Annotated in this window: 8 protein-coding genes; 6 read left to right on the forward strand and 2 right to left on the reverse strand. The window is 46.4% G+C overall.

Annotated elements, in window-relative coordinates; genetic code table 11:
* Window positions 1-30: 30 nt before the first annotated feature.
* The 6 genes from BW716_RS06780 to BW716_RS06805 all read left to right on the forward strand — a co-directional run bounded on the left by BW716_RS06780 (window position 31) and on the right by BW716_RS06805 (window position 10,665).
* Complete coding sequence (locus tag BW716_RS06780) at window positions 31-1,431, forward strand: hypothetical protein (protein ID WP_235643518.1); 1,401 nt, start codon at window positions 31-33, stop codon at window positions 1,429-1,431.
* 85 nt (window positions 1,432-1,516) lie between these two features.
* Complete coding sequence (locus tag BW716_RS06785; RefSeq protein ID WP_083721773.1) at window positions 1,517-2,110, forward strand: hypothetical protein; 594 nt, start codon at window positions 1,517-1,519, stop codon at window positions 2,108-2,110.
* Between the two features lie 163 nt (window positions 2,111-2,273).
* Window positions 2,274-5,108 (forward strand): TIM-barrel domain-containing protein, encoded by a 2,835-nt coding sequence (locus BW716_RS06790; protein ID WP_083721774.1) that lies wholly within the window; start codon window positions 2,274-2,276, stop codon window positions 5,106-5,108.
* 96 nt (window positions 5,109-5,204) lie between these two features.
* Window positions 5,205-8,303, forward strand: coding sequence for a TonB-dependent receptor (locus BW716_RS06795; protein ID WP_083721775.1), 3,099 nt, complete (start codon window positions 5,205-5,207; stop codon window positions 8,301-8,303).
* Window positions 8,304-8,313: 10 nt separating this feature from the next.
* Window positions 8,314-9,873: a RagB/SusD family nutrient uptake outer membrane protein gene (locus tag BW716_RS06800; RefSeq protein WP_083721776.1), complete on the forward strand. Its 1,560-nt coding sequence runs from the start codon at window positions 8,314-8,316 to the stop codon at window positions 9,871-9,873.
* Between the two features lie 27 nt (window positions 9,874-9,900).
* Window positions 9,901-10,665, forward strand: coding sequence for a hypothetical protein (locus tag BW716_RS06805; RefSeq protein ID WP_083721777.1), 765 nt, complete (start codon window positions 9,901-9,903; stop codon window positions 10,663-10,665).
* A gap of 46 nt (window positions 10,666-10,711) precedes the next feature.
* On the opposite strand, the gene BW716_RS06810 is transcribed toward BW716_RS06805, so the two are convergent.
* Entirely contained in the window at window positions 10,712-12,184 is a 1,473-nt protein-coding gene (locus BW716_RS06810) for a RagB/SusD family nutrient uptake outer membrane protein (RefSeq protein WP_083721778.1), read from the reverse strand.
* Window positions 12,185-12,196: 12 nt separating this feature from the next.
* Window positions 12,197-15,316: a TonB-dependent receptor gene (locus tag BW716_RS06815; RefSeq protein ID WP_179091019.1), complete on the reverse strand. Its 3,120-nt coding sequence runs from the start codon at window positions 15,314-15,316 to the stop codon at window positions 12,197-12,199.
* Between the last annotated feature and the right edge of the window lie 241 nt (window positions 15,317-15,557).

A 15,557-nucleotide genomic window follows, 5' to 3' on the forward strand; every position in this document is an offset into this window, starting at 1 on the left:
ACCACTACACATTATTTTAAATCGATTGCCATGAAAACAAAAATGCGTCTGCAACATATAGTGTTGTTTTGCGTCGGCTTCTTCCCAATTACCTTGATGGCGCAGGACCGGAACATTCCAAACTGGAGACCATACGATAAAACTGGTATCAACGTATTCGAAGGAGCAAAGGATACTTCCACCTACTTCGACGGTATCAAACCTAGAATCGGTGCTGGTTTTACCATGCAGTTCCAAAATCTGAAACACGAAAATCCCACTGCACTAAACAATACAGTAGGTTCTTATTCCAGCTCTACAGGATCTGTAGCTGGTAACAAACTGAAAGATATCACCGCAGGGTTCCAGACAGCACAGGCTAACCTGTACTTCGATGTACCGCTGGCTCCTGGTATCACCATGAACTTAACTTTATACCTGTCTTCCAAACACCATAATGAAACATGGGTAAAAGGTGGATATATCCAGATCGACAGACTTCCATTCAGAAACGAAGTGCTTGATGGCATCATGAAATATGCAACCATCAAAGTGGGTCACATGGAAGTAGACTATGGTGATGCTCACTTCCGCAGAAGCGATTGTGGCCAGACCCTGTACAATCCTTTCATGGAAAGTAACATCATGGATGCTTATGCTACAGAAATTGGTGCTGAAGTTTACCTGAAACACAATGGCCTGTTCGGTATGGTTGGTGTAACCAACGGTATGATCAAAGGTAACGTAGACTCCCTCTACTACAAGAACAACGCTGATGGCAAACTGCACAAGTCTCCATCCCTGTTAGCTAAAGTAGGCTTTGACAAGAAACTGGCTGAGAAATTCCGTTTGCGTGCAAGCCTGAGCTACTATGGCAACCAGAGTAGCGGTAGCAACACACTGTATGGTGGCGACCGTTCCGGTTCTAACTACCAATACGTGATGGAAGAAGCTTCTTCTAACCCAAGCAGCACTACCGGTGCAGGTACTCCACTCGCATTCTCTGGTCGTTTCAATCCTGGTTTTACCAAGAAGATCAACGCAGGTATGTTCAACGTATTTGCTAAATATAGCGGCCTCGAAGTATTTGGTACTTACGAAAAATCAAGTGGCCGTAATGCTTCCGAAGCTAAAACAAGAGATGCAAGCCAATATGCAGTTGATGCAGTTTACCGTTTCTTCCCTAAAGAAAATGTTTTCCTGGGTGTAAGATATAACGAAGTGACTGCACGCCCTGCAAACAGCACAGCTGGTACCGGTGCAGGTGCAATCACCTACACTCAGGATGTGAAAATAAATCGTGTTGCTTTAGCTGCTGGCTGGTTCGTAACAAACAATATTCTGATGAAAGGTGAATATGTGGTACAGAAATACAAAGACTTCCCTACAGCAGATTATCGCTCTGGTGGTAAGTTCAATGGATACGTGATTGAAGCAGTGGTTGGGTTCTAATCTTTCAATGTCTGATAGTGTATCAATTTGAAAAAGGCCCTCCCCAAAAAGGAGGGCCTTTTTTACTTCCTTCTTCCTTTTAACAATGCGCACACTTACCTTCATACTGACAATTTTCTGCCTCCTGGCTTTCAAAGTGCCAGCCCCCCGGGGTGTAAAATGGGTAGTACTCAACAACATCCTCGTTCGGGTAAGCGGCAGTACCAACGTGAACAAATTCAGTTGCGAAATCAAAAACTATCCAAACCGGGATACCCTCATTTGCTACCAGAGCAACGGTTCCGAAGTAGTACGCCTCAGTGGTAAACTGGAAATGGCCGTATTTGACTTCGACTGCCTGGACAAGATGATGACCCACGACCTGCGGGAAACCCTCAAAGCCCGTCAACACCCAGCCCTTCGCATCGCCCTCTTATCCCTTCAGAAATACCCTGCCCTCAATGGCAACTCCGAACAATTGTGCGGGAACGTTGCGATCGAACTGGCCGGGGTGACTAAAGAAATGCACCTTTACCTGACCACTAATACCGACGATCAGAAAATGGTCCATATGACCGGTTCCAAAAATATCCACTTCTCCGACTTCGGCCTGGTACCCCCCCGGAAGTTTGGCGGCATGATCCGCGCCAAAGACGACCTGGTGGTGACCTTCCAATTCAACTTTAAAGTAATCGATTGATAATCAATACAAGGTTATCAAAACAGCCCCTTAAATTTTCTTTTTAGTTAACATTTTGACCCCTAATTGAAAACATTCGCCTACCCTCTGTCTGGCAGCAGTAGGCTACATTTGTCCGCACTCGAACATCGACCAACAACGAGTAAAGACAAATTCCACAGATATGAAGAAAATCCGATTCCTACCGATTGTGATTGTTTCCTGTTGCTTTCAATTTTGTCACACTGACCGTGTTGAAAAATTGAAAGATGGCTTACTGATCAGAACAGAAGGCGATGTAAAACAGGTAAGACTACAAGTGATCAATGACAAAATTATCAGGGTATCCGCCTCTCCTGAAGACAAAATTTCTACTACCCCCAGCCTGATATCGGTAGTAGGTAATAACCAGGATGTAAAATGGACATCCACAACAGAAGGAAATGTAGCTACATTGAAAACCAATGCCTTAACAGCTACCGTAGACATTACTACCGGTGAAGTGCAATTTAAAGACGCCCAGGGTAACACCATCATAAACGAAGGAGGGAAAGCTTTTACGCCTGTAACTATAGACGGTAAAAAGCTTTTCCGACTTCAACAACTCTTTGATTCTCCGGCTGATGAAGCTTTTTATGGACTGGGCCAGCCACAGACAGGTCTTATGAACTATAAAAACCAGGACGTAGACCTTACACAATATAATAGCCAGGTAGCAGTACCTTTTGTTTTGTCCAGCCGCCATTATGGTATTCTGTGGGATAATTATTCCATTACCCGCTTTGGAGACGACCGCCCATATGAAGAGCTGGCCACACTTGATCTGACCGATAAAAACGGCCAGAAAGGGGCTTTAACGGCTACTTATGGACTGCGCTATCAAAAAGACAGCGTATTCCTGCAACGGGGAGAGTCAAAAATTGACTATTCCTTTATCCCCTCCCTCAAAACGATCCCTGCCGGTTACCCAATGGCAAAAGGCATCGTAACCTGGGAAGGAAAGGTAAGCCCCAAAGAAGCGGGCGATCAGAAATTTTACATTTCGGCTTCCGGTTATATCAGAATTTGGATCGATGGAGTATTGATGCTAGACAAATGGCGGGAGGGCTGGAACCCTGGTCCTTCCGTCTTTAATAAGACCATGCAGACAGGTGAACAGCATGACCTGAAGGTAGAATGGATCCCTGAATCAGATCAGGCCTTTATTTCCCTGAAACACCTCTCTCCCACCCCGGAACGCCTGAAAGATAAAATGGCCTTTACCTCCGAAGCCGGTGAAAAGATCGATTACTATTTTATATACGGAGAACATCCTGATGAGATCATCAATGGCTACCGCACCATTACAGGCAAAGCCGCCATCCTGCCCAAATGGGCCATGGGTTTCTGGCAAAGCCGTGAAAGATACAAGACGCAAAGAGATGTGATCAGCACCGTTCAGGAATTCAGAAAACGACAGATACCGCTGGATAATATTGTGATGGACTGGTCTTACTGGGAAGAAAATGCCTGGGGAAGCCAGGACTTCGATCCTGCCCGGTTCCCGGATGCGAAGGGAATGATCGACTCCCTCCACGACCTGTATCATACCCACTTCATGATTTCAGTATGGCCTAAGTTCTACAAGGATATCCCGAACTACAAACTGATGAATGACAAGGGTTATCTCTACACCAAAAGTATCAAAGACACCATCCGCGACTGGATCGGCAAAGGCTATGTATCTACCTTCTACGATGCTTTCAATCCGGATGCCAGAAAAGAATTCTGGTCTATCATAAATACACACTTATTCAGCAAAGGGGTAGACGCCTGGTGGCTGGATGCGACCGAACCGGATATCTATTCCAACTCAACTATCGAATACCGCAAACAACTGATGAACCCTACTGCCTTAGGGTCATCCACACAATACTTTAATCCTTTCGCACTCATGAATGCAAAAGGCATCTATGAAGGTCAGAGAGCACAGAAACCTGATCAGCGTGTGTTTATCCTTACCCGCTCCGCGTTTGCCGGATTACAACGTTATAGTGCTGCAACATGGAGTGGCGACATCGCTGCCCGCTTCGATGAACTGGCCAGACAAATTCCGGCTGGTCTGAACTTTTGTATGTCTGGTTTACCCTATTGGACTACGGATATTGGGGGCTTCTATGTAGAGGATAAATATGACAAGCCTGATCCACAGGGGGATAATTTACAGGAATGGCGGGAACTGAACACCCGCTGGTATCAATACGGGGCCTTTTGTCCATTGTTCCGTGCACACGGACAGTATCCATACAGGGAAGTGTACAATATTGCACCTGATAACAGCCAGGAATATCAATCAATCGTTTATTACGACCGGCTTCGTTACAGGTTAATGCCTTACATCTACTCTCTTGCCGGACAGACTTATCATAACGGCTACACACTGATGCGTGGGCTGATCATGGATTTCGACCAGGATACTTCCGTTCGTCATATAGGAGACCAGTTCATGTTTGGTCCTGCCTTCCTGGTTAACCCGGTTTATGCTTACAAAGCCCGCTCCCGTGAGCTGTACCTACCAGCAGGACAGGGTTGGTACAACCTGTATGATGGTAAGTATACCGATGGCGGTCAGCACATCACAGCTGCTGCACCACTGAATCGTATTCCACTGTATGTAAAAGCGGGCAGCATTGTACCCTTTGGTCCGGAGCTGCAATACACCGGCCAGCAACCTGCTGATACCATTACCTTATATGTTTATGGCGGTAGCAATGGCACATTCAGCCTTTATGAGGATGAAGGGTTGAACTATAACTATGAAAAAGGCATGTTCAGTACTATCGCATTTACCTATAATGATGCCGACAATACGTTGCAGATTGGCAAGCGCGCAGGTGAATTCCCTGGCATGCTGCAACAGCGTAGTTTCCGTATTGTAAAGATAGATCCAACACATCCAACAGCATTTGACCTGGCGGCCAACAAAGGTCAGCTGGTACAGTATAATGGCAATGAACAAATGATCCATATAAAACTTTAAAACCTAAAACCACATCAACATTTAACACGTTGTGAACAACACAAAATTCGTCGACCATCAATTCTTACATCATCCAGAAACAAACATTCTAACATTATGAAAACTGCTTACAAAATCCACGATTTTGTGGCTGCATCCTGGGGGATCAGGGGCATACTGCTTATAGCAATGCTGCTGACCGGTACTATGACATTTGCACAGACCAACTCTCACCAGCTCGAAGGAAGAGTATCCACAGCTGGTAAAGATGAACCACTCACCGGCGCCAGTGTGCGCGTAAAAGGCACGAACAATGGTGCCATTTCTGATATCAACGGCCGCTTTCACCTGCAGACCAAAGATGGAGATACCCTGGAAATCACCCTCATGGGTTTCAACAAACAGGTGATCGCTGTAAAAGGACAAACAACCATCAACATCCAGTTAACCGAAGGCACAAAGACTATTGACGAAGTAGTAGTGATCGGTTATGGTACGGAGAAGAAAAAACTTGTAACAGGCGCCATCGACCATGTGAATACCAAACAACTGGAAGAAAACCACTCCCTGCGTGTAGACCAGGCCTTACAGGGTCAGACTGCCGGTGTGCAGATCGCTACCGTATCCGCACAACCCGGAGAATCCATGAAAGTACGCATACGCGGTACAGGTACTGTGGGTACTGCCGATCCTATTTACATTGTAGATGGTGTGCAGGTTACGGACCTTTCTTACCTGAACCCTTCTGACATTGCCAGTGTGGACGTTCTGAAAGATGCCGCTTCCTCTGCTATCTATGGTTCCCGTGGTGCGAACGGGGTGGTATTGATCACGACTGCAAAAGGTAAAAACACACCTACTAAATTGGCATACGATGCTTATTATGGTGTGCAGAACCCTTCTCACAAAATGGCGTTGCTGAATGCACACGACTATGGTGTGATCATGAATGAAACTGCGATCAACTCCGGCAACAATGCGTACTTCACCACCGAACAACTGAAAGCACTGGGCAAAGGTACCGACTGGCAGGAAGCGATGTACAACAAGAAGGCGCCGATGATGAACCATAGTATCTCCATGTCTGGAGGTAATGACCGCTCTGTATACTCTGCTTCCCTGTCTTATACCAAACAGGATGGTATCATTGGCTTCAAAGGACAATCCAAATATGAGCGTATCAACTTCCGCGTCAACTCTGAACATAAAGCCTACAAGGACCTGATCGTATTTGGTGAAAACCTCACTTACTCCCGCTCTGCAAAAAGTGGTGTAGGTGTGAGTGGTATTTATGACAATACGATGCACGGCGTACTGAATGTAAGTCCGCTCTTCGATGTGTATGACTCTACCGGGGCTTTCGGTAAGTCTACCTGGAACGTGGGCGAAGCCAACCCCGTAGCTGCCATGTACTATAAATACCAGAACAAGAATACCTACGACAACTTCATTGGTAATACTTACCTGCAGGCCACACCGATCAAGGGACTGAATATCCGTTCTGACTTCGGTATTAACCTGCAGTATGAAAATACCAATAGCTATAAACCCACTTACGACCTGTCTACCACTGAATATAATATTCACTCACAGGCCAACCAGGGTATGTCTCGTACTGCTATCTGGAACTGGGATAACACCATCAACTATGTGCGCCAGTTTGGCAAGCACAACATCAATGCACTGGTGGGTTTGAACTCCATGGAAAATACCACCTTTTATATCAATGGCTACAAACAGGACCTGACTAAATCAGGTCTGGACAATGCCATCATCAACAATGGTACGACAGACAGTACACAAAAGGTATATGGTTCCAAAGGTTCTTCTGCACTGCTTTCCTACTTTGGCCGTTTTGGCTATAACTATGCGGAAAAGTATATGTTCACTGCCGTATTCCGTATAGATGGTTCTACTGCATTTGGTGCAAACAACCGGTACGGTCGCTTCCCTTCCTTCTCTGCGGGCTGGGTACCTACCAACGAACCATGGCTGAAAAAATACTGGCTGGACTTCCTGAAGATCCGTGCCGGCTGGGGCCAAAACGGCAACCTGCCATCTGCTCAATACCAATACCTGTCCACCCTATCTACCCAATACCTGGGTTACTACTTCGGTAGTGGTGATGTAGCTTATGTAGGTGCGGCACCGATTAAAACTGCCAATCCTGATCTGAAATGGGAAACTTCCGAACAGACCAACTTTGGTATCGATGCGGTGCTCTTCAATGATTTCACGCTGACCATCGACCTGTATAATAAACTGACAAAAGACTGGCTGGTAAGTGTGAACACGCCTGCTATATCCGGTGCCACCACTGCACTCGTAAATGGTGGTGACGTGCGCAACAGAGGTATTGAAGTAGCTCTGGGATGGGATCACAAATTCAATGAGTTTTCTATAGGACTGAATGGTAACCTGACCGTGAACCGTAATAAGGTGACAGACATTCCTAACAAGGAAAAGATCATCAATGGTTCTACTGCCGTCACCTATGCCAGTATGCCAGAGTTCTACCGTGCACAGAAAGGTTTCCCAATGGGTTACTTCTATGGTTACAAAACGGATGGTCTCTTCCAGAATACAAGCGAAGTCGCTGCTTACAAAGGTAAAGACGGTTCTCCTATCCAGCCGAATGCACAACCCGGCGATGTACGCTTCAAAGACCTGAATGGCGATGGCGTGATCGATGCGAACGATGAAACCATGATCGGCAATCCATTCCCTAAGTTTACTTATGGTTTCAATGTGAACCTGGGTTACAAGGGTTTTGATTTTACTGTTGCGATCTATGGCTCACAGGGCAGCAATATCTGGGATGGTACACACGACTTCTCCAGCCCGCTCAATAACTATTCTGCTGAGATCCTGGGTCGCTGGACAGGCGAAGGTACCTCTAACAAAATACCTCGTGTTACAGATGGTGCTGAGTTGAACCAAAACTGGATCCGCTCTTCTGACCTGTATATTAAAAACGGTTCCTTCCTGCGCATAAAGAGTGTGAACCTGGGTTATGACTTCAAGAAGTTATTCCCGCAAATACCTATTCAACAATTAAGATTATACGTTTCCGGCACCAACCTGTTTACGTTCACAAAGTATAAAGGTATAGACCCTGAAATTGGTTATGGCTCTTCTTCCTGGGCTTCCGGTATTGACGTAGGTACCTATCCACAGCCTAAGACACTGTTACTGGGCCTGAACGTAAAATTCTAAAACATTCCACATGAAAAAAATATTCTTAGCAGCTATAGCAATCGCGTTCTTTGCCGCTTGTAGCAAGAGCTTCCTGGAACGCTCCCCTGTTGATGAACAGACGGAAGAATCTTTCTATAAAACGCCGGAACAGGCATTGCAGGCACTGGTATCCGTATACAATCAACTGGAAATCGGTGACTATGATAATATCCACCTCGTATCTGAAATAGCCAGCGACGACTGTTTTGGCGGCGGTGGTACCTCTGACCTGGTATGGAAACAATGGGACCGCTTCGAAGCGTCTTCCAATATGAACCTGAGCCTCTGGGAGAAATATTATACAGGTATTTACAGGGCCAATATCCTCCTGTCAAAAATAGATGGTGTAAGCTGGGGTAGCGATACCACACTGAAAGTACAGTATACTGCCGAAGCCCGTTTTCTGAGAGCGTACTTCTATTTTGACCTGGTAAGGTTGTTTGGAAACATCCCTATGACAACCACTCCGCTCACGCCCAGTGAACTGGGTCTGCCACAATCTGATCCTGCTGTAGTCTATGCGCAGATCGCAGAAGACCTGAAGTATGCAGCTGATCATCTGGCAGCTACCCCTTATGCCAGCATCTCTTCTTCCGATTATGGCAGGGTGACCAAATGGGCGGCTGAGTCCCTGATAGGCCGTGTATTTTTATACTACACCGGCTATTATAGTCAGACAGACCTGGCAGGTGTGATTACAAAAGCAGAAGCCATTACTTACCTTGACAACGTGATCAACACCGGCGGGTTCGGATTGGTAGATAACTTTGCGAACCTCTGGCAGTCAGCACTCACCAACTTTGTAGGAGAAGACAATAAAGAAACCGTATGGTCTATTAAATTCACATACAAAGGGCTGGGCAATTGGGATCAGCACAATGGTAACCGTATGCAGGTAGACATCGCTATTCGTAATCAGGTACTGGATCCTTATTACAAAGGATGGGGTGCCGGTACAGTGAGCACAAGTCTCTGGAATGCGTATGACAATAATGATACCCGCCGTGGTGGTTCTATCGTATCTATTGAAAATGAAAACCTCACGGCTTACTCAAAGGGCGATCAGGCACAATACACCGGTTACTTCTGGAAGAAATATACACCAATGAATGAAGGCAATGCCGTGGATATGGGTGGTGATTTCCAGATTGACAACTACTATGATGATGTAGTGATCCGCTATGCCGATGTATTGCTGATGGCAGCAGAGCTAAACCTCGAAAGCAACCTGTCTAAAGCACAGGATTACTATAACCAGGTACGCGACAGGGCCTTCTTAAGTACCAGCTATCGCAAAACGCTCACTGCCGATGCAACTGGCAAAGCCCTCATCATGAATGAGCGCAGACTGGAACTGGCACTGGAAGGACAACGCTACTGGGACTTACTGCGTCAGGGTATAGATGTAGCAAAGGCAGCGATTGACAATTCAGGTACTACATCTGATTTTACGGTGAGCTTCCCTTCTGCCACAAAAGGCCTGTTCAAAATTCCGGAGCAGGAGATCAGTTTGTCTAATGGCGTGTATCAGCAAAACGCTGGTTGGTGATTTTATAATTCCACAAAACTGTTAAAAATGAAAAACTATATTATACTGTCACTCCTGGTACTGGCTTGTGCTTTTACTGCCTGTACCAAAGAAGATGAGGAGAGCATGGGGTCTCCGACCATAGCACAGTCAGGCCTGAAATATTCTATTACACAGAAAGACGGGCACGATAATATTATCTATCTGAGTAGTGAAACCAGTGGCGGGTATATTCCTTTCTGGCAATATACCGGTGGGTTCTCCAGGAAAATGCAGGATACCATCAATTTACCTTTTGCAGGTGATTATTGGATCAAGTATACTATCTATACCCATGGCGGCCCTGTAGGCGATTCTACAAAGATCACCGTATCAGAGAACGACCCGGAATATTTCAGTAGTGCATTGTGGAACCTGCTGGCGAATGGTGCAGAAGGTAAGACATGGGTATGGGCGGTAGATGTACCGACTTTGTATTGCTATGGGAATGGCCCGGGCGATGCGACTACACCAGCATGGTGGACGAATGGAGAGAGTTACCTCGTGTCACAGGGCGTAGCTGCTGATGAAATGACTTTTGACCTGGATGGTGCGAAGAACTTTACTTTTAATCATAATGGCACGAAAACCAAGGCCATCTTTGATCTGGATACCACGGCGCAAACAGTAAAGATAACGGGTAGTGATATTAGTTTGGGTGCGAAAACGACGTATACGATTGTGAAGCTGAATGAGAATGAACTGACGCTGGTGCAACAGGGAGATGGATGGAGAAATATCTGGTTATTCAAAAGAAAAGGATATAATTATTAAGGGTGATATACAGGGGCTGGTTATTTAACCAGCCCCTTATTTGTGTTTATTCATAACCGGGATTCTGGTAATACAGGCCCGGTTTTATTTGCATTTCAGATTGAGGAATTGGATATAATTCCTGTGTCACATCTATCGTTTTTGAATAGTTTGTTTGTAACCATGGATTCATTACTTCCAAACATCTTCCTGTTCGTACTAAGTCTCCCCAATACAACCCTTCCCACGCCAGTTCATGTCTTCTTTCAGTTTCTAATATTAGCCTGAATTCAGATTGAGATACACCGGAGATACCTGCAAGTCCCGCTCTTGCTCTGATCCTGTTCACCAGATTCAGTGCTTCTGCTGTAGGACCACTTGTTTCATTCACTGCCTCGGCATACATGAGCATTACATCTTCCGGTCTTAAGATGGGGAAGTTGATGCCCCAGTCAGCGCTACTGAGAATAGAAGCGGCGGCAGAGGAGTCGAGGTATTTTTTGAAATAGTTCCGCTTCGTTAGTACACCAGATTTGTTTCTGTATATCGTATCCAGGATCACAAATTCCCGCTTATCCCCTGCTTCAAAACTACTGATCAGATCATCGGAAGGGAAGCCCTGCATGTAGTAGCTGCCGTAAGGAGTGATCTTTGTATCCATGTCCAGCGGAATCACTTCGCCCGGTACAGGATTGCCTAAGCCTTTTCCTCCTGACAGGTATTGTACTTCGAAAAGATAGTATTTATTATCACTGGCTGTTTTGAAGATCTCTGCATACGTGGAGGCAAAGGTCCAGCCGCTATTCTCTGCATCCAGCACCTGTTTGAGCACATTGACCGCGTTGGTATAGTTTTCTGTTTTGTAAAACGGATACCCTGCCATGAATAGGTATGCCCTGCCTAATAAACCTAAAGCAGCCAGCTTTGTAGCACGGCCTTTATCTGTGCCACTATAGCTGATGGGTAATAAAGTAGCAGCTGTTGTGAGTTCGCTGACAATGAAGTTGTAGATCGTATCTGCACCTACACGGGGATAGTTGAGCGCTTCTGCTGAAGAAACCGTTGTTTCGATCAAAGGCACTGCACCAAAGGTTTTTACCAGTTCAAAATAAGCGAGCGCACGGAGAAATTTACATTCTCCTTTCATCCTGCTACGTTTGGTGGTATCTGCGAAGGAGATATTATCTATCTTGTCCAATACCTGGTTCGCTCTTTCTATCATTTCATAATCATTCGTCCAGGCAGTTTGCAAAGTACCTAAGGCAGATGTGATTTCAAATGCAGAAAGGCTGAAGTAATCCCTCGCAGCATCCTGTCTGGCTACATAGTAGTTGTTGGAACGTACCTCTGACAGGTATAAATTATTCACGTCAGGGAAAGCGAGCAGCTTGTTGTACACCCCGCTTACAGCCTGCACAATATCGTTTTCCGTTTTGTAAAAACTGCTTTCATTCTGATTGGAGATGGGCGCTGTATCCAGGAAATCTTTATTACAGGCCGCTAATATGGTGATGCAAATGATTGCGATAATATATTTCATGTAACTTATTTTTTATAATCCGATATTAATACCCATGCTGTATGTGCGTGCGGTCGGGTAGCTGGACCAGTCACTCAGATAGTCGGACTGAAAGGCTTCAGGAGAATAACCACCGGAGTAGTTGTCATGCATCCAGAGGTTATCTGCGCTGAAATACAGCCGCGCATTACGGATACCTTTCACAAAACCCGGGCGGAAAGTATACCCGACGGTGAGGTTTTTGATCTTGTAAAAAGCACCTTTGTAGAGCCAGCGGGTATCGTACAAACTGGCGGTGGATGCATCGATGCGGGGTGTCTTTCCATCGCCGGGTTCACTCACGCTACGGAATCGGTTCACCCACACCTGCTTTGCATTGTAGTTACCCAGCCCGGTGGTCGGACGGTCGATATTACGGCCAAACATGCTGAAGATCTGGTTGCCCCATTGTCCCTGTAATAAAAGAGACAGGTCAAAGCGTTTGTAACTGAAGCGGTTGGTCATGCCCCAGGTGTAGTTGGGATCAGGATGGCCCACTTCTGTCATATCATTGGCGTTGATCGTACCGTCTTTGTTTACGTCTCTGTACACAGGGTCCCCAATGATCGTACTGCTTCTTTTAGGCAGGTTTTTCAGCTGTTCTTCCGTTTGATATACACCTATAGCATCGTAGAGCACATAGGTGTATAATGGCCTTCCTACGGCTATTTTAACGGTATTCTCCCAACCGGTGTAGATAGGGGTGTTGTCGTTGTTCAGTTGTACCACCTTGTTTTTGTTCCAGGAAAAGTTGAGGGCCGTTTCCCAGCTGAAGTCTTTACCACGGAGGTTCCTTGAGTTCAGGTTGATCTCATACCCCCAGTTCCTTACAGAACCGATATTGGAGTTTTCTTTTGTAAAGCCGGTAGCACGGGCCACGGGTACGCTTAGTAACAGGTCTCTGGTGATCTTGTCATAATAGTCAAAAGAGAGGGTGAACCGGTCATTCAGGATACTCGCATCGAAGCCGATATCGTTGGAGGTCGTCTTTTCCCAGCGAAGGTTAGGATTGGTGATACTGGTCACTGAGAAACCGGTGCTTTGTGCCTGTGTTTCTCCAAATACGTAGTTGGTGCTGGTCACCAGGCCGATGGAAGGATAATCCCCACCTATCCTGTCATTACCGGCAATCCCCCAGGAGTAGCGGATTTTGAGGTCACTAAAGATGTGTCGCAGGCCACTCATAAAGTTTTCATCACTGATCCTCCAACCGATAGAAGCGGCAGGGAAGGCGCCCCAGCGGGAGTCTTCGCCAAAGCGGGAACTACCATCCTGCCGGAAGCTCACTGATAATAAATACCGGCTGTTGAAGTTGTAATTGACACGACCAAAGAAGGATGCGAGTGTGCGCTTTGATTCTGTCGTGCTGGATGTAGTCACAGTAGAGGAACCCTGGTCAAAGGTGTACAGGTTATCATTGGCAAATACCTTGTTGGTTTGCGCCGTATTCGCCGCGTTGTTGTTTTCTGTACTTGCACCGGCTATGAAGTTAAAGCCGTGTTTGCCCAGTTGCTTATCGTAGGTGAGCAATGCCTGGAAGAGGTAGTATTGTGTACGGGCAGTCTTGCGGGTGGCCGTACTCTGAGAACCTTCGGTAGCAGTTCTTCTGGCGGAAGTCACGGAGGTAGGCTGGTAATATTTGTAATCACTGCTACTGCTGTTCCAGGCACCGGTCAGGTTCAGGCGAAGGCCTTTTGCTAATGCCGCATTGATATACATTTGTGAGAGCAACTTCGTCAGCTCTGTTTTGTTCATCGTCTTTTCCATCACTTCTACAGGGCTGATCTGGTCTGCTACCCAGCGATAAGCATCCGAGGTGATCGCACCGGAGTGTACACCGACGCCCTTCTCCTGTATGGGAGCCGTACCAGCTACAGATGGACCAATACCACTACGGCCATCGATGCCTGCACCAGTTGTCCATGAAATGGAAGGTGATAATTGCAGTCCGACTTTCACGCGTTCGCTTACCTTAATTTCCATGTTGGAACGGAAGGTGTAGCGTTTGTAACCGGTGTTCACAGCCATCCCATCCTGATCCATGTATTCGCCTGATAAGAGGTACGTTACATTTTCATTACCTCCTGAGGCAGAGAGGTTGTACTTCTGCATCCAGGCCGGCCGGAAAAATTCATCCTGCCAGTTCACGTAATCGAGACTATCTGTACCGTACGCCCAGTAAGGATCATACATATAGGTGGTGCTGGCCAGATCATGGGTGTTCGCAACGGTGCCCCCTAATTCGGAGGCACGAAAATCCATGTTATCACTGGCCGTATAGCTCTTTCCTTTTGTTCTGCCAAGAGCTACCCAGGAAGAGTCGATAATGTCTTTTTTGAATTGGATCCATTCTGTGGGCGACATCATGGCGACTAACTTTTCAGGTTCCTGTCTGGCATAGGTGGCGGAGAAAGCGATGATGGGTTTACCAGTCTGACCTCTTTTGGTAGTGATGAGCACTACACCGTTAGAACCTCTGGCACCGTATATCGCAGCAGCCGATGCATCTTTGAGCACATCTACAGATTGTATGGTAGCAGGATCGATATCGCCTAAGTCATCAACGGGTACCCCATCTACAATGTACAACGGATCATTGCTGCCGGATACGGAGGCGGCGCCTCTTACCCTGATCTGTAGCGCAGCACCGGGTGTACCTGTGATGGATTGTACCTGTACGCCGGGCATCTGAGCGGCGAGTGCCTGATCGATGCGGGTGATAGGCCGGTCTTTGATCTGGGTTTCACCGATGGAAGCGACGGCGCCTACCAGGTTCTTTTTAGCCACGCTGCCGTAACCAATTACGACGACTTCATTCAATCCTTTGTTTGCTTTTGATAAACGAATGGTGAGGTGTGGACCACTCACAGTAACTTCTTTCGGTTCATAGCCGACGTAAGAGATGACGAGTACGATATTGTCTGGTACGTCGAGTGTGAATTGTCCCTGCGCATTGGTGGTAGTCCCTTTATTGGTGTTTTTCACCTTTACACTCACACCAATTAATGGTGTCTGATCGGCATCGTCCACGATTTGTCCTGTGACCGGGGCGAATGCCGCATGGAGGCATTGCCCGAGGAGGAGCAAAGCTGCCAATAATAAAATTTGTTTCATAACGCTTTCGTTGGTTGATACTAATTGAAAAAGAATAGCCATGCTACCAGTGCGGTAGCCGATATGATAAGAATGAGCAATAGTTTTTCTAAACGTTTAAGACGCGCGAGCCGTTGTTGTTGGTAATGCGATTCCATTGGGTAAAAATAGAGTTGCAAGGAAGGGAGAACAATGGAGGATTGTACTATTTGATGGAAAATCTGTTATCTGTTGGCAAAAAAATAGCTTCCGCCTTCGGCGG

Source organism: [Flexibacter] sp. ATCC 35208 (genome assembly GCF_001975825.1).
Lineage (GTDB): Bacteria > Bacteroidota > Bacteroidia > Chitinophagales > Chitinophagaceae > Chitinophaga.

Excerpts from the sequence above, each read along its gene's own strand:
- BW716_RS06780 (WP_235643518.1), top strand. The coding sequence starts at position 31 with ATGAAAACAAAAATGCGTCTGCAACATATAGTGTTGTTTTGCGTCGGC.
- BW716_RS06785 (WP_083721773.1), top strand. The coding sequence starts at position 1,517 with ATGCGCACACTTACCTTCATACTGACAATTTTCTGCCTCCTGGCTTTC.
- BW716_RS06790 (WP_083721774.1), top strand. The coding sequence starts at position 2,274 with ATGAAGAAAATCCGATTCCTACCGATTGTGATTGTTTCCTGTTGCTTT.
- BW716_RS06795 (WP_083721775.1), top strand. The coding sequence starts at position 5,205 with ATGAAAACTGCTTACAAAATCCACGATTTTGTGGCTGCATCCTGGGGG.
- BW716_RS06800 (WP_083721776.1), top strand. The coding sequence starts at position 8,314 with ATGAAAAAAATATTCTTAGCAGCTATAGCAATCGCGTTCTTTGCCGCT.
- BW716_RS06805 (WP_083721777.1), top strand. The coding sequence starts at position 9,901 with ATGAAAAACTATATTATACTGTCACTCCTGGTACTGGCTTGTGCTTTT.
- BW716_RS06810 (WP_083721778.1), bottom strand. The coding sequence starts at position 12,184 with ATGAAATATATTATCGCAATCATTTGCATCACCATATTAGCGGCCTGT.
- BW716_RS06815 (WP_179091019.1), bottom strand. The coding sequence starts at position 15,316 with ATGAAACAAATTTTATTATTGGCAGCTTTGCTCCTCCTCGGGCAATGC.